Source organism: Nocardioides sp. P86 (genome assembly GCF_023712465.1).
GTDB lineage: Bacteria > Actinomycetota > Actinomycetes > Propionibacteriales > Nocardioidaceae > Nocardioides > Nocardioides kribbensis.
On the sequence record NZ_JAMAYE010000003.1, the window covers coordinates 371528 to 395560 of the forward strand.

Consider the following 24033-nt stretch of genomic DNA (forward strand, 5'->3'; position numbering starts at 1 on the left):
CGGTGAGCGGGTGCGCGCAGACTGAGCCGCACGGCTGGGCGCCCCGATCACGCTTCGGTGCGTGACCTGTGCCGGCACGCGGGAAAGCGTCCGCACGCGAGGAACGTGCCGTACTTGCCCTCCTTTGTGGTGAGCAGACCTTGACCGCAGGAGGGGCACACGGTTCGCACTTGCCCGTCGGGCGCGATGGGTTCGATCAGCCCCTCCTTCAACAGCTCGACCACGAATGGCGACTCCTTGCCCGCCACGGTAAGGATGGCGACTTCTTGACGCGCACGCGTGAGAGCGACGTACAGGAGGCGACGCTCCTCGCTGAACGGGTATGGGTCGAGCCCGGCCATGACCAGGTCGAGCACGGGGTCGTTCTGGATGCGACTGGGGAAGCCGTAGGTTCCGTCGACCGCTTTCGGGATGAGCACGTAGTCGGCTTCGAGTCCTTTGGCGCGATGGATCGTGCGGAAGGTGACGTCCAGCCGAGGCGACCAGGAGCGGGGGAGCAGACCCCGCTCGGAGTTGTAACGCCCGAGAACGTCGACGCTGATTCGACTGCCTGGGCCGGCGACGATGTCACCGCGCTCGATACGTGCGTCCAGATGGTTCAAGTACTTCTCGACAGCCCAGGCGAGCTCACCGTCGACACGCCTCGGGTCTGTTGCCGTCACGCTGGCGAGGCGGATGGGTGCGCCGCCCGCTCCGTGGACCGATCGGACGGTCTTGCGGATCTGTCGCGGGTTCTTGCTGACGAAGGCACTCGCGACGTCGGTGATGATCTGGGTCGAGCGAAACGTGGTCTGCAGCCGGCGCTGCTCACTCGGTCCGAAGATTCGTTCGAACTCGGTCATGACGGAGACGTCGGAGCCAGCGAAGCGGTAGATCGACTGCCAGTCGTCCCCGACCGCCATCAGATAGGCCGGCCGGCCGTGCACCAGGGCCTTCACGAGTCGGGCGCGAGCCGAGCTCGAGTCCTGGAACTCATCGACCAAGACCATGTCGTAGGCCGAACTCGCTAGTCCCCGCTCCAGCAGCTCAGCCGCCCTGACGAGCATGTCCTCGTAGTCGACGAGGTTCTCGTCCGCGAGTCGACGCTCCCACTCGGCGTGGATCTGCCAGTACAGATCGAGGAACAGCCGCGAACGGTATCTGCTGAAGCCGGTGTCCTGACCGATGAGCCGGCGTTCCAGGTCGGCCCGAGTGAACCTGTTGGACTTCACGTGTCCCATGAAGGAACGCACGAGCCGGGCCAGCTCCTCGTGCTCGACCGGTCGCGTTCCGGGAGTGGGTCGGTCAGGGTCCCAGTCCAGCTCGACGCCGAACGCGCGAAGATCGTCCTCCAACGGCCCGAAACCGAAGCCATCGATGATGTCGGCCCACGAGGTTTCGATGAGGGTGGTGGCGTAGCTGGCGTGCACGCCTCTCTTCCACTCCATCCCTTCGGCGTACCCCACGAAGTCGCGGGGCGGTCGACCGTCGCGCCCGAGCGCCCAGTGCTCGTGCCAGACGTCGATGTCGGGGTAGTAGAAGTCCGGTCGGTACTGAGCGTGCTCAGAGTCGGCCACCGGGTGCGTGTAGGCGCGCTCGTAGTCGTAGGCCACCCCATTGAGATAGAGCCAGTCTGCGATCATCTTCTCGCCCTGGCTACGCACGGTGTCACCGCGGAGGGTGCGGTGGCCCGCCACATCGGTCTGACGGTCCCACCACTCCGCAGGTGCCCCCTCAGGGGAGTCGGCGGTCCGGGCGAAGACCAGGCGGTACAGATCCCACTGGTAACGGAATGCCGGCGACTTGTCGCGGAGCTCATCGACGATGTGCCCCACCATCGGAGCGCCGTCCCGGTCATCCAGCCAAGGGGCCAGTCGGGGCTTGGCGCCGGTGGCGTGCCCGATCAGGGACAAGCCGAAGGAGTGGAAGGTCGCTGCTCTCAGAGCGCCGGAGGGAATCTCCTGGGTGCGCAGACGGGTCTCGACCCGCTGCTGCAGCTCGGCCGCGGCGTCCTTATTGAAGGCAAGCAGCAGGATACGATCCGCGGTCGTCAGACCGGTAGCGATGGCGTAGGCCGCTCGCGCCACCATCACCGAGGTCTTGCCGGAACCCGCAGCGGCGATCACCTGCACGCGGTTGTCGCAACAAATGACCGCTCGGGCCTGCTCCCGGGTCAGAGGTGAGGACTCGATGGCATCGAAGAAGGTGCGGTGTCGATCGAGGAGCTCCTCCTCGGCCAGCTCGTTGGCTCGTCGCCGCTCGTCCTGAAGGTCGGCGTCGAGCGCGCGGACGGCTGTGCTTTGGGTCGGCGTCAGCAAGCCGCTGGCGCGGCTGGCCAGCTCACGCAATGTCGGAGCCGTTGGTCGCAGGCGGACCAGTTCCTCGACCTCGTCGTGCGTGATCCACCTGCGGTGCCCCTCACCATCGCGGGAGGCCCGAGTGAGCCGAGCCAGCCAGGCGTGCACCGCGTCGACCTCAGGGTCAACGCGGGCCAGCAAGGCCAGGTTGATGCGGTGCTCGTCGCGCTCAGAACCCCACGTCTCGAGCCGGTCCGTGAGCGCATTGGCCCGACGGCGGTTCAGACCGCGGAGGTGGAGAAGACTCTCGCCGCTCTGGCCGTCCAAGAGGTGCCAACGCCATCGGCGGCGACAGACCACAAACTTGTCGAGCACCACGTCGGGAAGCCGCTCCACCCCGGCGTCGGTGGTGAGCGTGAGGGAGGACCCTTGTGGGGCCAGTGCCCACCCCTTCCCGGCGAAACCCTCTGTCATGACGGAGCAGAGAGTCGCTAGTACGACGGAAGGTCGCGGTAGTAGTCGCGTGCCTTCTTCGCGGTGCGTCGAGTGGTGACGTCCGCGACGGCGGCGTTGGCAGGCACATTGATGATGGGCAACCCCCGAACCAGCGCCGCCCGGGAGAACTTGATCCCGACGAACCGGAACATCGACGTGAGGCTCGCCAGGGCGGGGCCGCGGAGGTATCGCTCGAGCAGCCGCTGGGCAACGCGCTGGCTCCCCTTGGCAGCGGCCTTGCCGCCCCCACCCTTGCTGACGGTCATCTCGAGGGAGTGAAGTGACAGGATCTCGCGCATCCGAGTGTCGATGTCAGAGAGATCGTGCCCGTAGGCCGCGGCGATGCGCATAGTCAGCTGGATCTGGAGGTAGGCCAGCGCGCTGACGTCCGCGAGGAGCGTCGTGCCGGTGGCGATCACGGCCCCGGGCCCGGTGACCGTCGACGACATCTCCGCCAACGTGATCGCCAGTCCGGCGCCGGCGCCCTCCGCTCGGACGAGCCTCAGCTGCGAGGAGACCAGCTTGTCCACATAGGCCTCGACGTCGAAGTTTGCCTGAGCCCGCGCCCTGGCCGCCTGACCCGCGATCACCCCTGCCTGGGACCGGACCGCTTTTGTGACCAGCAGTTGCGGCGCGCCGGCACCTGCCTTGACGAGGTCGGTCACCGGGAGGGGGAGGGCCGGTAGCTTGCTCGGGGTCATGGCCATCAGTGCGTCACCGTAGGTCGAGGGGCGGAGTTGGGTGGGGTGTGGAGTGGGGGTCCCCGGTGGCCGCCCCCGGGCGTGACCGTGGCCGTAGCTGCAGGAGGCGCTCAGCCACCGCAGACCCTCTGCGACCACGCCAGTGAGCTCAAGTCGTCGGATCGATCGGAGGACCGGCCGTGCTCGGCCAACGCGAAGAGCCGCTCCGCGCAGGCAGTGGCCTCTGGCGCTGGCATGGTTCCTCCGTGTCTCGAAGTTTGGGGGAGCTTTCTCCCCGGAGGCGTACTGTAAAGCTCTCTTCGGACATCACGAGGGCAAGTCGAAACTTCCACCGATTGGTGGCCATCGTCGAAGTGTCGGGGTCCTCGGCTTCCTCGTCGTCCCGGGCCGGGAGAGTTCATCGATCACGGGCGAGCCCGTGTATCCACTACGGCCATTGTCGGAGCCGGGTGGCACCCTCGCGAGCATGACATTCCCTGGCGACCAGCGCTGGCCCGCACCCACCGTGATCGGCGTGCTCAGCACCGGTGGTCTGACGTTCCTCCCGGAGGCCTACGCCATCGGGGCCGCGGCGGAGCTCGACGACTGGCGGGAGGTCTCCACGTGGGGGAAGGCGCGGGACCTCGCCGGGCAGGCCACGTTCGTGGCGCCCCCGTTCGCGGTCGAGGACCTCGGCGACGACGAGAACGGTGATGCGGTGTTCGCCGTGGACGACCTGGGGATGGTCAGCGACGGTGACTGGCCGCCGGCGGCACAAACTCTGAGCCTCGAGCTCGTCCGCGACCAATGGCCTGACGGTCAGTCGCTGGACGTGGGGGAGGTGCACGACACCGTCCTGAACGGTCCCGTCCTGGTGATCCACCCCGACGAGGAGGAAGCGCTCTGGCAGGCACTCGAGCGAGCCGGCTGCACGGTACGGCGTGACGACGCCCTGGTCCGGCGGGCCGGTGAAGTGTGAGCGGGTCCTTCGAGGTCGTCCCCGGCGACCGGGCGTCATCGGTGCTGCTGCACGTGCCGCATGCGTCCCGTGCGATCCCCGACGACGTACGAGGCGGGATCCTGCTCGATGACGACGCCTTGGAGGTCGAGCTGGACGCGATCACCGACGCACGCACCGACGAGATCGCGCTGCACGTCGCCGAGGAGGCAGGGCTGCGGCCCTGGGTCTTCGTCAACAGGTGCTCGCGGCTGGTGGTGGACCCCGAGCGGTTCCCCGACGACAAGGAGGAGATGAACGCGGTCGGGATGGGCGCGGTCTACGAGCGCACCACGCAGCGCGAGGTCCTCCGCCGCCCGACCGACGCCGAGCGGAGCGCCCTGCTCGTCGCCTACTTCACGCCCTACGCCGCCGCGCTGGCGGAGCTGGTGGGTGAGCGGCTGGCCGCGGTCGGACGCGTGACGATCCTGGACCTGCACTCCTACCCCCAGGTCGCGCTGCCCTACGAGCTGCACGGCGACGGTCCCCGACCGGAGGTCTGCCTGGGCACCGACGCCTTCCACACCCCGCCCGACCTCGTGGAGGCGGCCACCTCGGCCTTCGCCGGATACCTGCCCGGGGTGGACATCGGCCTCGACTCCCCGTTCGCCGGCTGCTACGTCCCCTCGACCGCTACGGCAGCGACCACAGCGTCACGGCCCTGATGCTCGAGCTGCGGCGCGACGTGGTCGAGACCAGGACCGACGACCTGGTGGCGGCGTCGGTGGCGCTCGTCGACCGGCTCGCCACCTGAGGGCTCGTCGGCGGGGGAGTCGCGAATAGGCCGCCACGGTGCTCGGCCGCACCCCCGGCCACGTACCGCCCGTGGGAGCGCGCCACGGTAAAGACGCCCGACACTAGGATCGAGCCCATGCGTCTCGTGTCGACGGTCGTCGGCTTCTTCCTGCGGAAGCTCGGCCTGTTGGCGGCGCTGGTGCTCTCGCTGTTCCTCGGCTACCTGGTCATGCAGTCCCTGGTGCCGGCCCTGCGCGAGGCCGCGGCCGACCGGGACCGGCTGGAGCGGGTCGTCGAGGAGCGAGCCGCGCTGCAGGAGGACCTGGGCCGGCTGCAGGCGGCCGCCGCCGCGGCCCGGAGCGAGGCGACGGCCTCGCTGGAGGCCGAGCTCGGCGACGAGGTCGGCACGCTGCAGGGGGCCGTCAGCGACAAGAGAGCGGAGGTCGAGCGGCTGCGCGACGGCCAGCAGGACGTCTGCGGGCTGGTGCGGGACCTCATCGACCTGGTGACGCCGGGCGACGCGTGCGACGCGGCCGAGGCCGCGGTGCGGGAGGCCGACGAGGCGCTCGACTCCCTGGAGGGCGGCCTCGCCCGGGCCGAGGAGGGCGTGGCCGTGCTCCGCGACCCCGACCTCAGCGACCAGGAGAAGCTGGACCGGCTGGGTCGGGGCGACGACCCGGCGTTCCGCCAGGACGAGATCGACGCGCAGGAGTCGGCGCTCGCGGAGACGCGGAGCGAGGAGGACACCCTGGAGGAGGCGCAGGGCTCCGGCACGGGCTGGGTCGTGGACCAGTGGGCCCGGTCATGGAAGTGGCTGGCCGTCATCGCGCTCACCGTCCTGCTCGCCCCGATCGTGCTGCGCGTCGTCAGCTACTTCGTGCTGATGCCGGTGGTGCGCCGACTCCACACGCCGGTGCGGCTGGCCGACGAGGCGGAGGCCGCGGACGCCGAGATCCGCACCAGCGACGCGCAGCGCACGATGACCGTCCACGTCGGCGCCGGAGAGGTGCTGTCGACGCGGTCGGCGCACGTGCGCTCGGTGCAGGGCAGGACCCGCAGCCGACTCCTCTACGACTGGTCCTCGCCTTTCATCAGCTACGCCGCCGGGCTGCACGAGATGAGCCGCCTGGTCGGGGACGAGGCGGGCGGCTCGGTGACCCTGGCCAACCCCGACGACCCCAACGCCTACCTGATGCGCATCGATCTCCGCGACCACCCCGGCCTCGTGATGCACCCCAAGCACGTGGTCGGCGTCGTCGGGACGCCCACGCTGGAGACGCGCTGGCGGTGGGGCGTGCACGCCTTCGCGACCTGGCAGGTGCGCTACATCCTCTTCGCCGGCACCGGCGGCCTCATCGTCGAGGGCTGCGGCGACGTGGTGGCGACCAACCCCGCGGGCAGGGCGACCAGGGTCAACCAGAACCTGGTCATGGGCTTCGACTCCCGCCTGAGCCTGGGCGTCAACCGCACCGAGGTCTTCTGGCCCTACCTGCGCGGCCGCGCGCCCCTCGTCGACGACGAGTTCACCGGCCACCACCCGCTCTTCGGGCAGCAGTCCGACACCGGCGAGGCGGCCAACCCGGTCACCCGGACGTTCAACGCGCTCTTCTCCGGCCTGGGCAAGCTCTTCGGCTTCTAGGCTTTACCTTCGGCTGGGTCGTGCCGCACCCCGCCGCGCTCGGCCCCCGATTCTTCAACCAAGGAGTGCCCGTGACCCTGTACGACATGACCGCTATCAAGAGCGGTCTCCCCTCGACGTCCGCTGCTCTGGTCGAGGTGACGCGGACCAGCTTCGCCGAGGAGGGGATCCAGGAGCGCTCGCACCTGCAAGCCGCGCTGAGAGATCACATCGACCTCATCGACCACGACCTCCACGTGATCGCCGAGGAGTTCGGGGACTTCGAGGGCGCCAACCGGCGCATCGACCTGCTGTGCATCGACAAGAACTGCAAGCTCGTCGTGGTCGAGCTCAAGCGCACGGTCGACGGGGGGCACATGGAGCTCCAAGCCCTCCGTTACGCGGCGATGGTCTCGACCATGACGTTCGCTCAGGTGGTGAGGGCGTTCGCCAAGTACCGCAAGGGTCGCGGCGACGCCGACCACTCCGAGGAGGACGCACGTGACCGCCTCCTGGCCTGGCTGGCGCTCGACGACGAGGAGCTGGTCATCCCGAGAGAGGTGGGTGTCGTGCTCGCCTCCGAGGACTTCAGCCAGGAGATCACGACGACCGTCCTGTGGCTGAACGAGTTCTACGGCTTCGACATCCGTTGCGTGCGGCTCAGCCCCTACCGACTGGAGGACCGTCTTCTGTTGGACGTGCAGCACGTCATCCCGCTGCCAGAGGCCTCGGAGTACACCGTGCGGGTGCGCGAGAAGGAGATCGCCGTCAAGCAGGCCAAGGAATCCGGCGCTGATTGGACCAAGTTCGTCGTCCAGTCTCCGACGAGCACCACCAAACCGTTGCCGAAGCGGTGGGCAGTGCTTGAACTGGTTAAGGGTCTTGCCGAGGCGGGGGTGGCGATGGAGCACGTCAGCCGAGCCCTGCCCGACAGCAAGATCCTGCACGTCACCGGGACGTATCCCGATTCGGAGGCGTTGTGGGCTGCCATCCAGACACAGCTCGGCAAGCCGGACCCCCGCCGCTGGCACCTCGCCCATCCCATCGTCGAGGGCGACAAGACCTGGGTGGTCCACAGCAACTGGGGAACCCAGACCAGGGACGCCTTCAAGCAGCTGTTGGATCTGGCTCCTGGAGGATTCGCCGTGTACGAGGAGGGTGACGAGCCGACGTCGCTCGGCTAAACCCCCGTGCGACACGACCTCGGACGCCGCGCAGGCGGTTTCAGGTCGGAGAAGGAACCATGGCCGCGTGACGATCGACGACGAACGACGGAGGGACGACCTCTACGACGTGCGGCTGCGAGCTCACGACCAACGCTTGGAGCGCGACGGCTGGGTCTACTACGTCCGCGGCGTGCGCCACGACGGCGAGCTGTTGCCTCGGACCGGGGTGACGAGCGAGCTCCTCGTCGACCTGCCGGTGCTCGTGGGGCGCGGCATCCAGTGGGCTACGGCTCGTGTGAGGCGTCGGCGCCGCGACTGGGTCGTGGGGGTCGTGCGGTTGGGAGCGGCACGGACGTGGCGCGACGTCGCCCCCGTCGTGGTGCACCGGGAGGATTTCCCCGGTGCACCTGGCGAGGATGGGCTCGCCGCCCGCATCGACGCGCTCGTCGCGCGAGCGGCGACGGGTGCGTTCGCTCCGCGGTCCGAGTGCTGACGGGGTCTGGCCTGTGCCCGCTCGGAGGCGCCGGCAATCCGGTTGACCCCGCGGGCCCGCGCAGGCTTGGGTGGTCGGCGTGACCGACCGGCTCGGGCCGCTGCGCCACCGCGACTTCCGGCTGCTCGTGGCCGGCACGGCGACCAGCTCGCTGGGCAACGCGATGGCGCCGGTGGCGCTGGCCTTCGCGGTGATCGACCTCGGCGGCTCGGCGCAGGAGCTGGGCCTGGTGGTGGCGGCCTTCGCGCTGGCCGAGGTGGTCACGGTGCTCTTCGGCGGGGTGCTCGGCGACCGGGTCTCGCGCAAGGTGCTGATGGAGGGCTCGGCGGGCGCGTGCGCGCTGGTGCAGGCGGTGCTCGCGGCGGTGCTGCTCACCGGCGCGGCCAGCATCGCGCTGCTGACGGCGATGGGGGTGGTCACCGGCTGCCTGGCCGCGCTGAGCGGCCCCTCGTCGCAGGCGATGACCCGGCTGACCGTGCTCGCGGCTGAGCTGGCCTCGGCGGTGTCGGTGCGGCGGATCGGGCAGACCGGCTCGCAGATCGTCGGCTTCTCGGTCGGCGGGGTGCTCGTCGCGGCCGCCGGGCCGGGGTGGGCGATCGCGGTCGACGCGGCGACGTACGCCGTGGCCGCGGGGTGCTACGCCGCGCTCCGGGTGCCGCACGTGCGGGGCGTCTCGGCCGGCGCGTCGGTCCTGGGCGACCTCGGGGTCGGGCTGCGGGAGGTGCTCAGCCGCACCTGGCTGTGGCTGCTCATCGGCCAGGCCCTGCTCTACCACCTCGTCTACGGCGGCGCCCAGGGCGTGCTCGGGCCGATCGTGGTCGGCGACGGGTTCGGCCGCGCGGCGTGGGGCTGGGCGCTGGCGAGCCTGATGGCCGGCTTCGTGGTCGGCGGCCTGCTCACCCTGCGCTGGCGACCGCGCCACGGGCTGCGGGTGGGGGTCGCGATGCTCTCGCTCACCGCGGCGTTCCCGCTGGCGATGGCCGTCTCCGACCAGCTCGTCCTGGTGCTCCTGGGCGCCTTCGTGCACGGCCTCGGCCTCGAGGTCTTCTCGGTGGCCTGGGACCTCTCGATCCAGCAGAACGTGCCCGAGGACCGGCTGGCCCGGGTCTACTCCTTCGACCAGGTCGGCTCCTTCGTCTTCCGCCCGGTGGGCCTGGCCCTGACCGGGCCGGTGGCCGAGGCGGTCGGCTACGACCGGTGGCTGCTCGTGGTCGCGGGCGTCATGGCCGCCTCGTCGCTGCTGGCCCTGCTCTCGCGCGACGTACGCCGACTCGAGCGGCACGCGCCGCCGCCGCTGGGCGTGGACGCCCCCGCCTGAGCCCCGGGGCCCGGTCCTCGGGGCTCAGGCGGGCGCAGCCGGGGACTCAGGGCAGCTGCGGCTCGGCCAGGCGGGTGACGGTGCGCAGCAGCCAGAGCGACTCGCCGGCGGTGGGGTCGTCGGTGAGCACGACCGAGACCCGCCCGGGCGTGCCGGGCGGTCGGGGCTCGTCGAGCGCCGCGGCGACGCCGGTCTTGGAGGGCGCGTAGGCCCCCGAGGGGCAGGCGAGCAGGTGGACCGACCGCTCAGGGTGCGGCTCGCCGTACCAGGACGCCCAGAGCCGGAAGGCCTCCGGCACGGCGCGCTCGAGGGCCTGCGGGCTCGACCAGACGTCGACGGTGACGGTCTGGGACTGCTGGGTGGACGCCTCCATGTCAGCCCCCTCAGACCTGGAAGCGGGCCACGAGGGCCTTGAGCTCGGTGGCCATGGTGGCCAGGGCGGTGGCGGACTCGAGGGTGTTGTGGGCGCCGTGGCGGGTGTCGTCGGCGGCGGAGGCGACTTGGGCGATGTCGTCGGCGATGCCGTTGGCGCCGCCGGCGGCTTCGGTGACGGAGCGGGCGATCTCGTTGGTGGTGGCGGTCTGTTCCTCCACGGCGGAGGCGATGGTGGTCTGGATGTCGTTGATGCGGCCGATGACTTCGGAGATCTCGGCGATGGCGGTGACGGCGCCGGTGGTGTCGCCTTGGATGGCCTCGATCTTGCGGCCGATGTCCTCGGTGGCGCGGGCGGTCTCCTTGGCGAGTTCCTTGACCTCGTTGGCCACGACGGCGAAGCCCTTGCCGGCGTCGCCGGCGCGGGCGGCTTCGATGGTGGCGTTGAGGGCGAGGAGGTTGGTCTGTTGGGCGATGGAGGTGATGACCTTGATGACTTGGCCGATCTCGGCGGAGGACTCGCCGAGGGAGGCCACGGTGCCTTGGGCGGAGGAGGCGACGGTGACGGCGCCGGTGGCGACGGTGGCGGCTTCGGTGGCGTTCTGGGCGATCTCGCGGATGGAGGCGGTCATCTCCTCGGCGGCCGAGGCGACGGTCTGGATGGAGGCGGAGACCTCGCCGGCGGAGCCGGTGGCCGAGGCGGCGCGGTCGGAGGTGAGGGTGGCGCCGTCGCCCATGCCTTGGGAGAGGATGGTGAGCTGTTCGGCGGCGATGGCGAGGGAGTCGGCGGTGCGGCCGATGGCGATCATGGAGTCGCGTTGGGCGGTGAGCAGGGTGGAGAGTCCGGCGGCGAGCTGGCCGATGGCGTCGGTGCCGGTGAGGGTGACCTCGCGGGTCAGGTCGCCGGCGGAGGCGGCGCGCACGACCTCGAGCACTTGCTCGACCTTCTCGGCGAGGTCGGCCGCGGCGGCCTTCTCGGCGTCGTCGCGAGCGATCCGCTCCAGCGCGGCGGAGACGAGACGCCCGACGTTGCGCAGCGCCTCGAGGCGCTGGGGCGAGGGCGCGAGGGTCTCGGTGGCGAAGAAGTCCATGGTGCCGACGACGTCGCCGTCGACCACGATCGGGAAGCAGACCCCCGACTTCACCCCGACCCGCTGGGCGACGGGGGCGCGCACGCAGTCGGTCATCTCGCCCAGGTCGGGGGTGAAGAACAGGTCGCGGCTGCGCCAGGCCCGCCCCGAGAGCCCCACGCCCTCGGCGAAGGAGGAGCGCCTGGTGACCTCGCGGAACTCCGGTCCGGCGTCGCCCGACTCGAGGGTGAACTTCAGCGTGCGGTCGGCCTCGTCGATGCGCCAGTAGGACCCGTAGGCCCACCCGAACTCCTCGCGCACCCGCTCGATCGCGGTGCGGGCGGCCTCCAGCTCGGTCGTGGCGGCGGCGACCCCGGCCTCCACGCGGTGGACCGCGGCGCGGTCGCGGGTGTCGGCCTCGCGGACCCGCTCGGTGGCGACGGCGTCGGTGACGTCGGTGAGGGTGACCAACTGCAGGGGGTGGGCGCCCTCGCGGACCAGGGTGACGACCACGTCGAGGTCGCGACCCACGTGGGAGACCCGGAGCCGGCGCGGGCCGCGGTCGGCGGGCCCGGGCGTGAGGGTGCCGGGCTCCAGGGGCAGCAGCCGCGCCAGCGGCAGGTCGACGACGGAGTCCTCGCTGCCGGGGCTGGCGGTCATCCGCCAGGCCAGGTCGGCCAGGTCGTTGGCGTGGCGCACCGTGCCGGCGGCGTCGACCACGACGGCCGGCATGGGCAGGGCGGCGAGCAGCTGGTCGCCCGTCGGCTCGTCGCGGGTCGGGGCGGTGGCGCCGGCCGGCAGGTCGGCGAGGGGCGCGGGGAGCGGCGCCTGGACCCGCGGCACGGGGGTGGGCTCGTCGTCCTCGGGTGAGTGCGGGCGGTCGGGAGCGAGCTGACTCATGCGGGGGGCCTCCGGGCGGGTGGGGGAAGACCCGCTGGTGCAGCCGGTCACCAGACCGGTCGGCACCCGGGGGGCCCGGTCCGAGCCGCCGGGTGGCGGGAGTCACCCGCCGTACGGCGTGCTCACCACTCCCAGCGCAGCCCGGCGGTGCCGGGGCCGAAGCCGGGCTGGAGCAGGTGGGCCTCGGGCCCGATCGCGGCCACGCGGCGTCGCACGCTGCTGCGCGCGTCGTGGGTGATCGCGTGGATGGTGCGCGGCACCCGCCGGGGGTCGAAGCGGACCCAGAGCGCCAGCACCCGCTGGCGACGGGTGACCATGAGGTCCCACCCGGGCTCGTCGGGACCGCCGAGCATGCCGCCGAGCTCGATCTCGGTGATCACGGTCTCGTTGGTCTCCAGCGGCCGGTGCAGGCGCAGCTCCGCGGCGAAGAGGCCGGTGTCGGGGCGGTGGTGGGTGGCCCCGATGGTGCAGCCGGCGACCGCGCGGATCGTCGGGGGCTCCAGGGCCGGGGCCACGCCGTCGGTGGCGTCGACGGTGTGGGGGGTCGCGACGGCGGCCTCCGCGGTCGACGAGGAGGAGGCGGCGGGGGTGTCGACGGCGACGAAGTACGGCGCGTGGTGGGCACCCGGCGTGCGCGCCAGCCACGCCGCCCGGACCGTCAGGCGGGTCACGCGGCCGGTGAGGTCGACGTCGAGCACGACGTGCGAGCTGCTCTCCACCAGGGCGTGCGGGTCGCTCATGCCCAGGGCGCGCAGGGCCTCCGCGGTGGCCTCAGCCCCGCCCACGCTGTAGGGCGTGGTGTCGCGCGGGCCCGGGCGGCGACTGGGCCCCAGCAGGCTCGAGAGCGTCGTCCCGGCCAGGTCGAGCACGTCCTCGAGGGCCTCGACGACCTCCCGCGAGGCCGCGCCGTCGGGCCGGCGCCGCCCACTGCGCCACGACGACAGGGTCGAGAGGCTGACGGAGTGCCCGCGCGCCCCGAGGGAGTCGACGAGCTCACGCAGGGTGACGCCCCGGGCGGCGATGGCGGCCGACAGGGACTCGGGGAACGACGGGGGAGCGACCGCGGGACTCATCGACCGCAACTTTACCGGCGTGACGTCCGGCGCTAGGTGATACGTCAAACAGCGCTGTGTAGCGTCACCGACGCGTCGCGCCATCGACGTGGACTTCTCGGGCGATCACGGAGGTGGTGCATGGACGCGCTGACGCGACTCGTGGAGCGCATCGCCGACGTCGACCAGGAGGCCGCCGAGGCGCTGCGCGCGCTGGAGGACCTCGACAGCGCCTGGAGCGGGGTCAGCGGCGTCGACGAGTGCCTGCGCACCGTCGCCGCGCTCGTCGGCTCCGACGTCGAGCTGCACGCGCCGGCCCGCGGCCTGTGGCTGCGGGCGAGCGCGCGCCGGGTCGACGTGATCCCGGTGGGCGCCGGGCGACACACCCCCGGCCCCGAGCACCCGCTGGCCCCGCTGGCCCGTGGTGCGGGCTTCCTGCTGCGCCGTGGCGAGCACGACGACCTGCTCGCCTCCGTCGTGATGGCGCGGGCCGCCCGCATCCTCGGTCCGCTGCTCGAGCAGCGGCGCAGTGAGGTCGCCCCGGCCGACACCGTCCACGCCGCGCTGGCCGTGGCGGTCGACGCCGACGCCGGGCCCGAGGACCGGCGCGACGCCCTGCTGCGCCTGCGCCTGCGCCCCGAGACGCCGGTCGTGCTCTACGCCGTGCCGGGACCGCGGCCCTCCCTCGTCGAGCCGCCGGCGTGGTCGCAGGGCGGGGTGTCGCGCGTGCGGCCGGCCTCCGAGCTGCCGATCGCGTGGAACGAGGCACGGATGGCCCTGCGGCTCACCGCGACCGGCGAGGCCGACGACCCGGGCGAGCGCTGGGTCCGCGCCGAGGAGGTCGGCAGCGGGCTGCTCGCCCTGGCCGCCGGTTTCGTGGCCGGGGCCATGCGCAGCCGCGACGTCGTCGCCCTCGACGCCGTCGGCGCCCCCGACAGCCCCGCCGGCCGGGCCCTGACCGCGATCTCCGAGACCACGACGATCCGCTCGGCCGCCGAGCGGATCCCCGTGCACCACTCGACGCTCCAGCGCCAGGTCAAGGGCCTGGAGCGCGAGCTCGGCTGGTCGGTGACCGAGCCGGCCGGCCGGCTCCGGCTCGACCTGGCCTTCGCGCTGCGGCGCCTCGAGCGCAACTACGGGCGCCCCGGCCTCTACTGAGCGCCTGCCCTCCGACCGTCCGCTGGTGACCGGGGTGGGGCGGGGCCGAGGGTGGCGCGGGGGGTGGTGGCCGAGGGTGGGCCGCCGGGCCTCAGCGCCGGGCCGAGCCGGTCCTGCGGCCGCGGCGAGCGGCCTCGCCGGAGGCGCCGAGCGCGGCGAGGCAGAGCGACAGCGGCACGACGAGGAGCGTCGCCACCTGCGCCCCGTGGGCGGCGGCGCCGGGCCCGGCGGCCGCGGCGGTGAGGTGGGCGGCGAGGACCCCGCCCGCGAGCGGGCCGGAGACACCGGCCAGCAGGCCGGCGGCCACGAGACGCCGCCTCCGGCGCGAGGGCCCCTGGGCGCGGTGGGCCGCGAGGAGGCACGACGCGGTCCAGCCGAGCAGGGCCCAGACCACGGCGCCCGCCACGACGTGGGGCACCGGGGCCGTAGGTCCGAGGCAGAGCGCGACCGCGGCGGTCACCGCGGCGGCGGCCGCGCTGCGCCCGGAGCGACGCAGCAGGCGGTGGGCCGACGCCGCCCGCGCGTGCTCGCGGGCGAGGTGGGCGCCCGCGCCACCCGCCAGCAGGGCGACGGCGCCGGTCGTGGCGGCGGCGGTGGCCGGGGTGGCAGTGCCCGCGAGCGCCGGCTGCGCGGCCGCGGTGGTCAGCAGGGTGACCACCGCCGACGACGTGCCGGCCGCGGCGAGGAGCCAGCCCGCGCCGGCCGCGCCGGGGCCCTCGGGGCGGCGCCGACCGTGCGGCGTCGGCCGGGACGCGTGCCCGCGACCCGGGCTGGTCGGCGCGCCGGCGACGCACGAGGGGCTCGTGGGCGTGCTCGCGAGGGTGTCGAGGGTCATGACGGTCTCCGAGAGGGGAAGGGGGCGCCGCGACGCAGGGTCGGGCGGGAGGGCGGGGGGACCCTCGGCTCGGAGACCCGATCGGCCGGGCCAGCCGGGTGCTGACCCGCCGTACGGCGCCGAGCGCGAGCCGTACGGCGCGCCGCGCCCCGCCGCCCGCGGCCGCTGGGCGGTCGACGGCTGGCCGCCGGTCGGGCGGTCAGCCGGCGTCGAGGACCTCCTGGGCGGCGGCCGCCCCGCGGCGCAGCGCCCCGTCGACGTGCTGGTAGCCCTCGGCGGCGGTGTCGGAGCAGGCCCAGTGGATACGCCCCACGGGCGCGGTCTGGTGGCGGCCCCAGCGCGAGAGCCCACCGAGGTCGAAGGACGCGGCGTACGCGCCCCTGGTCCACTCCTCGCTGGCCCAGTCGGACTCGGCGTAGACCTCGGGGGCCAGGGCGTCGGGCCCGAGGTACTCCGCGATCGACCCGAGCACGGCCGCCCGCCGCGCGTCGTCGTCGAGCTCGAGCAGGGCGTCGGCCTTCTCGTCGGAGACGAAGCCGACCAGCGTGCCGCGGGGGTCGTCGTGGTTGGTGTTGTCGTAGACCTCCTGCACCAGCGAGCTCGGGCCGAAGCAGGTGCCCGACAGGCCCTGCTCGCGCCAGAACGGGCGGTCGTAGACGGCGTGCGCCTTGATGACGAGGCCCAGCGAGAGGTGCTGGTGCATCTGGTGCTGGCGACGCGGGAGGGGCGGGTCGAAGCTGATGCGGGTGTAGAGGTTCGGCGGCACCGCGACGACGACGCGACGGGCGGTGAGGGTGGTCCGGTCGGACTCGACGGTCACGCCGGCCGCGTGGGTGCGGATGGTGCGCACGGGGGTCTCGAGGTGCACCTCGAGGTCGGCGGCCATGGCCTCGCTCACCGACTGCATGCCGCCCACCACGCGCCGGTCGAGGATGAAGCCGTCGTCGAGCAGGTGGGAGAACGACCCTGCCGAGGCCGCCATCAGCACGGCCTGGAGCGCGGAGAAGGCGTGCGCGGGCTTGGTGAGCATGCCGCCGGCGATGAAGAGCCCGATGTTGTCGCAGGCCACCTCGTCGCCGGACTGCTGGCGCAGCCAGTGGTGGAAGGAGATCCGGTCGAGCTCGCGGGCGCGCGGGGAGGCCCACGGCTCGCGGCAGCCGATCTCGGCGGCCAGGTCGTCGAGCAGCGCGGTGAGCCGCTCCATCTCCGCCGCGGTCGCGTCGCCGACCGGCATGGTGTCGCCCTCGTATGCCACGGTCTCCCCCTCGGCGGTGCGGTAGAGCGAGCGGCCTTCGCGGTAGCGCGGGAAGGTCGACAGGCCGAGCTCGTCGAGCAGCCCCAGCAGCGCGGTCTGGTCGGGGGAGACCCACTGCCCGCCCAGCTCGAGGAAGGCGCCGTCGACGACGTCGCTCCACGTGCGCCCGCCGACCCGGTCGCGGGCCTCGAGCACGGCGACGCTCAGCCCGGCCGCCTGCAGCGTGCGGGCGGTCATCAGCCCGGCCGGGCCGGCGCCGACGACCACCACGTCGCGGTCGGGCGCGCTCGTCGCGGACTGCGGGTCGGGCGTGGTCGTCATGCGGTCTCTCCAGGAGGCTGGTGCGAGGTGGTCGGTGCGAGGTCGCCCACGTGAGGTGAAGCTGCGGATCGGGGTGTCCGATCGGGGTGCGGGCTGCGGTAATCGTAGCCGAGGGCCCCGCCGTACGACGGAATCGGCACGATCATCCGGCGCCGACGGGCGGACGTGTCGCGCGTCACGTCGGCTGCGCGCGGGCCGCGGGTCGGGCGAGGATGCTGCGGTGACCGCCGCCTCGCCGACCCCGCCGACGCCCGACGCCGGCCCGTCCCCGGAGGAGCAGCGCGCCCTGCTCGCCCGGCCCTTCGCGCTGGCCCACGGCGACCCGCTGCCCAACCGGCTGGCCAAGGCCGCCCTGAGCGAGGGCCTCGGTCGCCGCGACCTCTCGCCCGGCAGCCGGATCCGACGGCTCTACGAGCGCTGGGCCGACAACGGCACCGGGCTCATCGTCACCGGCAACGTCATGGTCGACCGCACCGCCCTCGGCGAGGCCGGCAACGTCGCGGTCGAGGACGAGCGCGACCTCGCGGACCTGCGCGCCTGGGCGAGCGCGGCCAAGGCCGGCGGTGCGCAGGTGTGGGTGCAGCTCAACCACCCCGGGCGCCAGGCGCCGCGCACCCTGACCCCGCGGCCCGTCGCCCCCTCGGCGATCGCCGTGCCCGGCACCGGTGGCCTCTTCGCCACCCCGCGCGCGCTCACCGACGACGAGGTGGTCGACCTGGTGGCCCGCTTCGCGCGCACCGCCGGCATCGTGTGCCGCGCCGGCTTCGACGGGGTGCAGGTGCACGCCGCCCACGGCTACCTCATCAGCCAGTTCCTCTCCCCGGTGACCAACCGCCGCGAGGACCGCTGGGGCGGCGACGCCGCGGGTCGTCGCCGGTTCCTGGTCGAGGTGGTGCGCGCGGTGCGCGCCGAGATCGGGGAGCACCGGTCGCTGTCGGTGAAGCTGAACTCCGCCGACTTCCAGCGCGGCGGCTTCGGCGAGGACGACTCCCTGGAGGTCGCGCGCGTGCTCGCCGACGAGGGCGTCGACCTGCTGGAGGTCTCCGGTGGCACCTACTCCAGCGCGGCCATGCTCGGTGTCGACCCGAGCCTGAAGGAGAGCACGCGGCGCCGGGAGGCCTACTTCGTCGACTTCGCCGAGCGCGTGCGCCGCGAGGTGCCCGACCTGCCGCTCATGCTCACCGGCGGCTTCCGCACCCTGGGCGCGATGAGCGAGGCCGTCGCCAGCGGCGCGGTCGACGTCGTCGGGCTGGGGCGCCCGCTCACGGTCGAGCCCCACGCCCCCGCCGGCCTGCTCGACGGCAGCGTCACCAGCAGCCAGGTGCGCCCGCGCCGCAGTGGCATCAGGACCCTCGACAACCTCACCGAGCTGGTCCACTACTCCGTGCAGATGTGGCGCATGGCCGACGGCCGCGACCCCGCGCCCGACCGCCACCCTGCCCTCAACGTGGCGCAGTACCTCGCCCGCAACGGCCGCGACAGCATCCGCTCGACCCGCCGGGGGCTCTGACCGGGCCCGGCTCGGCCGGCACGGCCCGGCTCGAGCGCGGGGCCCGCGGAGCCGGACGGGCACTGTCCCGCGGGTGGGCGCGCGCCGGCCGTGCGCCGCCCGCAGGGACGCGGCGACCCGGCCAGGCCCGGCGCGGGTCGGGGCGGTGTGCCCGTCCGGCTCCGTGGCGGTCCCGCCTGCCCTACTCGCAGGCGGTGCCGTCGCCGTCGGCGTCCAGGCCGTGCGGGTCGGGTCCGGTCACCCGCACCGGCCCGTCGACGTCGGCGCAGTCGACGTCGGGCGGGAAGAGCGGGAGGCACGGCGAGTAGCCCGCGGCGCACGACGCCGGGGCCGCAGCCGGGGCGCGCACCGGCGCCGGCGTACGGCAGGTGAGATCGCGGGCGGCGCGGTCGGCGGCGACGTAGGACCGTTCGCGGGGGTGCGCGCCGTAACCGTCGCGCGAGTCGTAGCGCGCGACGGCGAGACCCGCGTCGATCAGGCGCATCCCGGCGTCGGGGCGCGGGCCCGAGGTGAGGTCGACGTAGCGCAGCAGACGCCCGTAGCGGTCCCGGTCCTCGTCGCTGCGGCGCAGGACCACCCGCTCGCCCAGCACCAGCCGGTCGAGCAGCGCGGTGGCCCTCTCCGAGCCGCACTCGCCGACCTCGGGGGTGTCGACACCCACCAGGCGCACCGTGGTGTCGTTGCCCAGCTCGAGGGTGTCGCCGTCGATGATCCGGGTGACGAGGTAGGTGCGCGGCGGACGCTGCGCCGGTGTGGCCCTGCCCGACCCGGCGCCGGTCGTGGCGGGGTCGGTGCTCGCGTCGGCGGCGGGCTCGACGGCGTCGGACGGCGTCGGCGGGGGCGCCGTGGCCGGGTCGGTCGGCCCGGGGGCGGTGGCGACCGGGTCGGCCGACGTGGTCTCGACCGGGCGGTCCTCCTCGGCGCCGACCGCTCCGGCGAGGGCCACGAGGGCGACCACGGCCGCTGCCGCGGTGAGCCGCCGGTGCTGCGCGGCCCAGCGCACCGGACCGCGCGGCGCGCCGGTTGGGGCGGGTCGCGGCTGCGGTGCGGCGTACGGCGCGGGGCGCCCGGCGGCCGCGGACGGCGGGGTGGCGACCGCCTCGGTCCAGCGTCGGCCGTCCCAGTACCTCAGGTGCCCGGCCGGGCGACCCGGGTCCTGGTGCCACCCCGGCCCGGGCGTGCTCACGCCTTCTCGCAGGCGATGCCGTCCTTGTCGGCGTCGAGGGTGCCGTTGTGCGCGACCGCGGTGTTGTAGGCCTTGGTGTTGCGGTAGAAGTTCGTGACCTTCTTGCCCGAGGTCTTGTCCACGGCGTTGCTGCGACCCACCCCGTGCTTCCACTGCTTCTGCAGGTTCGTGCAGTTGTCGTGGATGCCGGTGGTGTGCGCGTCGGCGCTCACCGAGGTGAGGGCGGGGGAGGCGGCGACGCCGAGGGCGAGGGCGGCGGCAGCGATGCGGGGGGCGAAGGTCATGCCCCGAAGGTAAAGAGATGCGGCCGACGTCGTGCGCGATCGGGCCAGGACCACCCGGACGGGCCATGCGCGGCGCATGGTCGGGCCATGCGCTGCGCACGGTCGGGCCGGGGCGGCGGTGCCGGACGGGCCACCCGGCTCCGTCGCGGGGGTCGCACGCGAGCCCGACGCGCGCGTCACGTGGCCGCAACGCGGGCGGAGCAGGGCCGTCACACCCTTGACCTAGCGTCGCCGGACCCACTAGACCGAGCAGCACCCCGTCGAAGGTTGGTCCGCCATGTCGGAACGTCTCACCACCCCTGCCGCCGCGACGTCCACGGCTGCGCCGCCCGGTGACCCGGGAGGCGCCGACGCGGAGTACCTCGCCAAGCGGAGCCTGCGCTCGGGCTCGGCGGGGTGGGTGCTGCTGGCGGGCCTCGGCGTCAGCTACGTCATCTCCGGTGACTACTCGGGGTGGAACTTCGGCCTCGAGCAGGGCGGCTTCGGCGGCCTGCTCATCGCCACGGTGCTGATCGCGGCCATGTACCTCGCCCTCGTGCTCGGCATGGCCGAGCTGTCCTCGGCGCTGCCGGCCGCCGGCGGCGGCTACACCTTCGCCCGCCGCGCGCTCGGACCCTGGGGCGGCTTCGCGACGGGCACCGCGATCCTCATCGAGTACGCCATCGCGCCCGCGGCCATCGCCACCTTCATCGGGGCCTACGTCGAGTCGCTCGGCCTGTTCGGCATCACCGACGGCTGGTGGGTCTACCTCGCGGCGTACGCGCTCTTCATCGGGGTGCACCTGGCCGGGGTGGGCGAGGCGCTCAAGGTGATGTTCGTGATCACCGCGGTGGCCGTGCTCGGGCTGGTGGTCTTCGCGGTGGCGGCGGTGCCGCTCTTCGACCTCGACAACCTCACCGACATCGCCCCCACCGACGCAGCCGGCTCCTCGGCCTTCCTGCCCTTCGGGGTGCTCGGGGTGTGGGCGGCGGTGCCCTACGCGATCTGGTTCTTCCTCGCCATCGAGGGGGTGCCGCTGGCCGCGGAGGAGGCGGCCGAGCCCGAGCGCAACGTGCCCCGCGGGATCATCGCCGCGATGGCGCTGCTGCTGGTCAGCGCGGCCGCGATGCTGCTGCTGGTCACCGGCGCCGGGGGCGCCGACGCGATGAAGGGCTCGGGCAACCCGCTGGTGGAGGCGCTCGGCTCTGGGGCCGCCGCGACGACGGTCAACTACATCGGCCTGGCCGGTCTGGTCGCGAGCTTCTTCTCCATCATCTACGCCTACTCCCGCCAGCTCTTCGCGCTCTCGCGCGCCGGCTACCTGCCGCGGGTGCTGTCGATCACGACCCGGCGCAAGGCGCCGTTGCTCGCGCTCGTCGTGCCCGGTGTCATCGGCTTCGCGCTGACCTTCACCGGGCAGGGCGCCGTGCTGCTCAACATGGCCGTCTTCGGGGCCGCGCTGTCCTACGTGCTGATGATGACCAGCCACGTCGTGCTGCGCCGTCGCGAGCCCGACATGCCGCGGCCCTACCGCACCCCCGGCGGTGCGGTGACCACCGGCTTCGCCCTGGTCGTGGCCGCCCTCGCCGTGGTCGCCACCTTCCTCGTCGACACGGTCGCCGCGCTGTCGTGCCTGGGCGTCTTCGTGGCGTTCATGGCCTACTTCGGTCTCTACAGCCGCCACCACCTGGTGGCCGGCTCGCCCGACGAGGAGTTCGCGGCGCTCGCCGAGGCGGAGGCGTCGGTGCGGTGACCGGCCCCCGCTACAGCCAGCACCTCGGCGGCACGACGTACGCCTTCGACGGGCTGGTCGACCTGATGGCCCGGGCGACCCCGGTGCGCTCGGGCGACCAGCTGGCCGGCTGCGCGGCGGAGTCCGACGAGCAGCGCGCGGCGGCCGCGTGGGCGCTGGCCGACGTCGCGCTCGACACCTTCCTCACCGAGGAGCTGGTGCCCTACGACTCCGACGAGGTCACCCGGCTGATCCTCGACGGGCACGACCGCGCCGCCTACGCCCCGGTCTCGCACCTGACCGTCGGGGGGCTGCGCGACTGGCTGCTGCAGACCTGCACCCGCCCCGACGCCGCCGCGGTGCTCGCCGCGCTCGCGCCGGGGCTGACCCCGGAGATGGTGGCCGCGGTCAGCAAGATCATGCGCAACCAGGACCTCATCGCGGTGGGTCGCGCGGCGCGGGTGACCTCGGCCTTCCGCACCACGATCGGGCTGCCGGGACGCCTGGCCACCCGCCTGCAGCCCAACCACCCCACCGACGACCCGCGCGGCATCGCCGCCGCCACCCTCGACGGGCTGCTGCTGGGCTGCGGCGACGCGGTGATCGGGATCAACCCCGCGACCGACTCGCCCGAGGCCACCGCGACCCTGCTGCACCTGCTCGACGACATCCGCCAGCGCTACGAGATCCCGACCCAGTCGTGCGTGCTCTCGCACGTCACGACGACCATCGAGCTGGTCGAGCGCGGCGCGCCGGTCGACCTGGTCTTCCAGTCCGTGGCCGGCACCGAGGGGGCCAACGCCGGCTTCGGGGTCACCCTCGACCTGCTGCGCGAGGGCAACGAGGCCGGGCGCTCGCTGCGCCGCGGCACGGTCGGCGACAACGTGATGTACCTCGAGACCGGGCAGGGCTCCGCGCTCAGCGCCGGCGCCCACCTCGGCGTCGGCGGGCGCCCGGTCGACCAGCAGACGCTCGAGGCCCGGGCCTACGCCGTGTGCCGGATGCTCGACCCGCTGCTGGTCAACACCGTGGTCGGCTTCATCGGCCCGGAGTACCTCTACGACGGCAAGCAGATCGTGCGCGCCGGGCTCGAGGACCACTTCTGCGGCAAGCTGCTCGGCCTGCCGATGGGCGTCGACGTCTGCTACACCAACCACGCCGAGGCCGACCAGGACGACATGGACACCCTGCTGACCCTGCTGGGCACCGCGGGGGCGTCGTTCGTGATCGCCGTGCCCGGCGCCGACGACGTGATGCTGGGCTACCAGAGCTTGTCCTTCCACGACGTGCTCTACCTGCGCCAGGTGCAGGGGCTGCGGCCCGCGCCGGAGTTCGAGGCGTGGCTCGACGGGCTCGGCATGCTCGGCGACGCCGGCCGGATCCTGCCCACCGACCTCGACGCCTCGCCGCTGCGCGAGCTGACCGCACGGTGACCGGGGTGAGCGGGACGGCCGGGACGACCGGGGCCGCTGGAGTGGGCGGGGGGAGCGGGCGTACGGCATCCGCCGCGGAGGGTGCCGGTGCGCCGGAGGGTGGGGTCGACCCGGCGGTGGTGGGTGACCTGTGGTCGTCGCTGCGTACGACGACCCAGGCCCGCATCGGTCTCGGCCGCGCCGGCGACGCGCTGCCCACCCGGCGGGTGCTGGAGTTCCAGGCCGCCCACGCCGCGGCGCGCGACGCCGTGCACGAGCCGCTCGACGTCGACGCGCTGGCGCCCGCGGTGGCCGCGGTCGGGCTCGGCGAGCCGCTGCGGGTCACCAGCAGGGCGACCTCGCGCGCGGAGTACCTGCGACGGCCCGACCTCGGCCGGCAGCCCGCCGACCTCGCGGGGCTGGCCGGGGGTGGGGCCGGCGTCGGTGCCGGGGGTGGGGCCCAGGTCGGCATCGTGCTGGCCGACGGGCTCTCCCCGCGCGCCCTGCTCGACCACGGACCCGGCCTGCTCGCCGCGATCGTGGCCGCCCTGCGCGCCACCCTCGGCGAAGACTGCACGATCGCGCCGCCGGTGATCGCCACGCAGGCCCGCGTCGCCCTGGCCGACCACGTCGGCGAGGCCTTCGGTGTCGAGACCCTCCTCGTGGTGATCGGCGAGCGTCCGGGCCTCTCGGTGGCCGACAGCCTCGGGATCTACCTCACCCACCACCCCCGCCCCGGCCGCAGCGACGCCGAGCGCAACTGCGTCTCCAACGTGCACCCGCCCGACGGACTCTCCTACGAGCGGGCCGCCGCCGTCGTGGCCGGTCTCGTGCGCGGCGCCCGCGAGCTCGGCGCCTCCGGCGTGTGCCTCAAGGACTCCTCGCTCGCCCCCGAGCTGGCCGCCGACTGACCGGGGGTCGGGCTGCGCGGGTTTCACCGGCCGGCTGGTGAAACCCGCACCTGTCGGCCGGCGCACGGGCCGACAGGTGCGGGTCTGGGCCGACAGGCTCGGCCGAGGGCGGTCCTCGAGCCGGCGGATCGCGGCGTACGGCGGGCGCGCCGGGTCGGGTTGGGGCCGGGGCCCGGGGTGGACGTCATGCGAAGGGTGGATGCGCATCCACGGGTCGTATGACGTCCCGGGGCGGGCGCGCGGGGCCTGGGTGGGACGTCATGCGAAGGGTGGATGCG

20 protein-coding genes are annotated in these 24033 nt (G+C 73.6%); 11 read left to right on the plus strand and 9 right to left on the minus strand.

Translation table 11 applies throughout. The features are described 5' to 3' along the window. Window positions 1-47 precede the first annotated feature (47 nt). Both M3673_RS15185 and M3673_RS15190 read right to left on the minus strand, forming a co-directional pair. Entirely contained in the window at window positions 48-2654 is a 2607-nt protein-coding gene (locus M3673_RS15185; RefSeq protein ID WP_251534620.1) for a UvrD-helicase domain-containing protein, read from the minus strand. Window positions 2655-2767: 113 nt separating this feature from the next. Then, complete coding sequence (locus M3673_RS15190) at window positions 2768-3472, minus strand: EcsC family protein (protein ID WP_251534622.1); 705 nt, start codon at window positions 3470-3472, stop codon at window positions 2768-2770. A gap of 466 nt (window positions 3473-3938) precedes the next feature. On the opposite strand from M3673_RS15190, the gene M3673_RS15195 reads away from it, so the two are divergent. The 6 genes from M3673_RS15195 (at window position 3939) to M3673_RS15220 (ending at window position 9778) form a co-directional block, all read left to right on the plus strand. Beyond that, window positions 3939-4430, plus strand: a complete 492-nt coding sequence (locus M3673_RS15195; RefSeq protein WP_251534624.1) for a hypothetical protein — start codon at window positions 3939-3941, stop codon at window positions 4428-4430. Next, complete coding sequence (locus M3673_RS15200; RefSeq protein ID WP_251534626.1) at window positions 4427-5113, plus strand: N-formylglutamate amidohydrolase; 687 nt, start codon at window positions 4427-4429, stop codon at window positions 5111-5113. Before M3673_RS15195 ends, M3673_RS15200 begins: the two co-directional genes overlap by 4 nt. A gap of 206 nt (window positions 5114-5319) precedes the next feature. After that, complete coding sequence (locus M3673_RS15205; RefSeq protein ID WP_251534628.1) at window positions 5320-6822, plus strand: hypothetical protein; 1503 nt, start codon at window positions 5320-5322, stop codon at window positions 6820-6822. Window positions 6823-6893: 71 nt separating this feature from the next. Further along, window positions 6894-7985: an endonuclease NucS domain-containing protein gene (locus M3673_RS15210; RefSeq protein ID WP_251534630.1), complete on the plus strand. Its 1092-nt coding sequence runs from the start codon at window positions 6894-6896 to the stop codon at window positions 7983-7985. 67 nt (window positions 7986-8052) lie between these two features. Beyond that, the gene (locus M3673_RS15215) at window positions 8053-8460 is read left to right on the plus strand and encodes a hypothetical protein (protein WP_251534632.1); all 408 of its coding nucleotides are present in this window, start codon (window positions 8053-8055) and stop codon (window positions 8458-8460) included. Between the two features lie 79 nt (window positions 8461-8539). Then, window positions 8540-9778, plus strand: coding sequence for an MFS transporter (locus tag M3673_RS15220; RefSeq protein WP_251534635.1), 1239 nt, complete (start codon window positions 8540-8542; stop codon window positions 9776-9778). Window positions 9779-9824: 46 nt separating this feature from the next. Here the strand turns inward: M3673_RS15220 and M3673_RS15225 are convergent, their stop codons facing one another. The 3 genes from M3673_RS15225 to M3673_RS15235 form a co-directional block, all read right to left on the minus strand. Then, window positions 9825-10151 (minus strand): hypothetical protein, encoded by a 327-nt coding sequence (locus M3673_RS15225; RefSeq protein WP_251534636.1) that lies wholly within the window; start codon window positions 10149-10151, stop codon window positions 9825-9827. Between the two features lie 10 nt (window positions 10152-10161). Continuing rightward, window positions 10162-12120 (minus strand): methyl-accepting chemotaxis protein, encoded by a 1959-nt coding sequence (locus tag M3673_RS15230; protein ID WP_251534638.1) that lies wholly within the window; start codon window positions 12118-12120, stop codon window positions 10162-10164. A 122-nt stretch (window positions 12121-12242) separates the two neighbouring features. Beyond that, a complete protein-coding gene (locus M3673_RS15235; protein WP_251534640.1) occupies window positions 12243-13193 on the minus strand; it encodes a hypothetical protein in 951 nt (316 codons plus the stop codon). Between the two features lie 120 nt (window positions 13194-13313). Between M3673_RS15235 and M3673_RS15240 the strand changes: the two genes are divergently transcribed. Then, window positions 13314-14330 (plus strand): helix-turn-helix domain-containing protein, encoded by a 1017-nt coding sequence (locus M3673_RS15240; protein WP_251534642.1) that lies wholly within the window; start codon window positions 13314-13316, stop codon window positions 14328-14330. A gap of 91 nt (window positions 14331-14421) precedes the next feature. Here M3673_RS15240 and M3673_RS15245 read toward each other — a convergent pair whose 3' ends face one another. After that, window positions 14422-15165 (minus strand): hypothetical protein, encoded by a 744-nt coding sequence (locus M3673_RS15245; RefSeq protein WP_251534644.1) that lies wholly within the window; start codon window positions 15163-15165, stop codon window positions 14422-14424. A 199-nt stretch (window positions 15166-15364) separates the two neighbouring features. Further along, on the minus strand, window positions 15365-16741 hold the full coding sequence (locus M3673_RS15250) for an NAD(P)/FAD-dependent oxidoreductase (RefSeq protein WP_251534646.1): 1377 nt from the start codon (window positions 16739-16741) through the stop codon (window positions 15365-15367). Between the two features lie 220 nt (window positions 16742-16961). Here M3673_RS15250 and M3673_RS15255 point away from each other — a divergent pair, with 220 nt between their 5' ends. Beyond that, the gene (locus tag M3673_RS15255; RefSeq protein ID WP_251534648.1) at window positions 16962-18251 is read left to right on the plus strand and encodes an NADH:flavin oxidoreductase/NADH oxidase family protein; all 1290 of its coding nucleotides are present in this window, start codon (window positions 16962-16964) and stop codon (window positions 18249-18251) included. Window positions 18252-18432: 181 nt separating this feature from the next. Here the strand turns inward: M3673_RS15255 and M3673_RS15260 are convergent, their stop codons facing one another. Both M3673_RS15260 and M3673_RS15265 read right to left on the minus strand, forming a co-directional pair. Then, a complete protein-coding gene (locus M3673_RS15260; protein WP_251534650.1) occupies window positions 18433-19437 on the minus strand; it encodes a DUF2510 domain-containing protein in 1005 nt (334 codons plus the stop codon). Then, window positions 19434-19721 (minus strand): excalibur calcium-binding domain-containing protein, encoded by a 288-nt coding sequence (locus M3673_RS15265; protein WP_251534652.1) that lies wholly within the window; start codon window positions 19719-19721, stop codon window positions 19434-19436. Before M3673_RS15265 ends, M3673_RS15260 begins: the two co-directional genes overlap by 4 nt. A gap of 277 nt (window positions 19722-19998) precedes the next feature. Here M3673_RS15265 and eat point away from each other — a divergent pair, with 277 nt between their 5' ends. From eat to eutC, 3 genes are all read left to right on the plus strand, one after another. Further along, window positions 19999-21453: an ethanolamine permease gene (eat, locus tag M3673_RS15270; RefSeq protein WP_193666332.1), complete on the plus strand. Its 1455-nt coding sequence runs from the start codon at window positions 19999-20001 to the stop codon at window positions 21451-21453. Next, entirely contained in the window at window positions 21450-22865 is a 1416-nt protein-coding gene (locus M3673_RS15275) for an ethanolamine ammonia-lyase subunit EutB (RefSeq protein WP_251534654.1), read from the plus strand. The genes eat and M3673_RS15275 overlap by 4 nt, the downstream gene beginning before the upstream one ends. A 119-nt stretch (window positions 22866-22984) precedes the next feature. After that, complete coding sequence (gene eutC / locus M3673_RS15280; protein WP_251534656.1) at window positions 22985-23755, plus strand: ethanolamine ammonia-lyase subunit EutC; 771 nt, start codon at window positions 22985-22987, stop codon at window positions 23753-23755. The last annotated feature ends 278 nt before the right edge of the window (window positions 23756-24033 follow it).

Excerpts from the sequence above, each read along its gene's own strand:
- M3673_RS15190 (WP_251534622.1), bottom strand. The coding sequence starts at position 3,472 with ATGACCCCGAGCAAGCTACCGGCCCTCCCCCTCCCGGTGACCGACCTC.
- M3673_RS15195 (WP_251534624.1), top strand. The coding sequence starts at position 3,939 with ATGACATTCCCTGGCGACCAGCGCTGGCCCGCACCCACCGTGATCGGC.
- M3673_RS15205 (WP_251534628.1), top strand. The coding sequence starts at position 5,320 with ATGCGTCTCGTGTCGACGGTCGTCGGCTTCTTCCTGCGGAAGCTCGGC.
- M3673_RS15225 (WP_251534636.1), bottom strand. The coding sequence starts at position 10,151 with ATGGAGGCGTCCACCCAGCAGTCCCAGACCGTCACCGTCGACGTCTGG.
- M3673_RS15230 (WP_251534638.1), bottom strand. The coding sequence starts at position 12,120 with ATGAGTCAGCTCGCTCCCGACCGCCCGCACTCACCCGAGGACGACGAG.
- M3673_RS15235 (WP_251534640.1), bottom strand. The coding sequence starts at position 13,193 with ATGAGTCCCGCGGTCGCTCCCCCGTCGTTCCCCGAGTCCCTGTCGGCC.
- M3673_RS15240 (WP_251534642.1), top strand. The coding sequence starts at position 13,314 with ATGGACGCGCTGACGCGACTCGTGGAGCGCATCGCCGACGTCGACCAG.
- M3673_RS15245 (WP_251534644.1), bottom strand. The coding sequence starts at position 15,165 with ATGACCCTCGACACCCTCGCGAGCACGCCCACGAGCCCCTCGTGCGTC.
- M3673_RS15250 (WP_251534646.1), bottom strand. The coding sequence starts at position 16,741 with ATGACGACCACGCCCGACCCGCAGTCCGCGACGAGCGCGCCCGACCGC.
- M3673_RS15265 (WP_251534652.1), bottom strand. The coding sequence starts at position 19,721 with ATGACCTTCGCCCCCCGCATCGCTGCCGCCGCCCTCGCCCTCGGCGTC.
- eat (WP_193666332.1), top strand. The coding sequence starts at position 19,999 with ATGTCGGAACGTCTCACCACCCCTGCCGCCGCGACGTCCACGGCTGCG.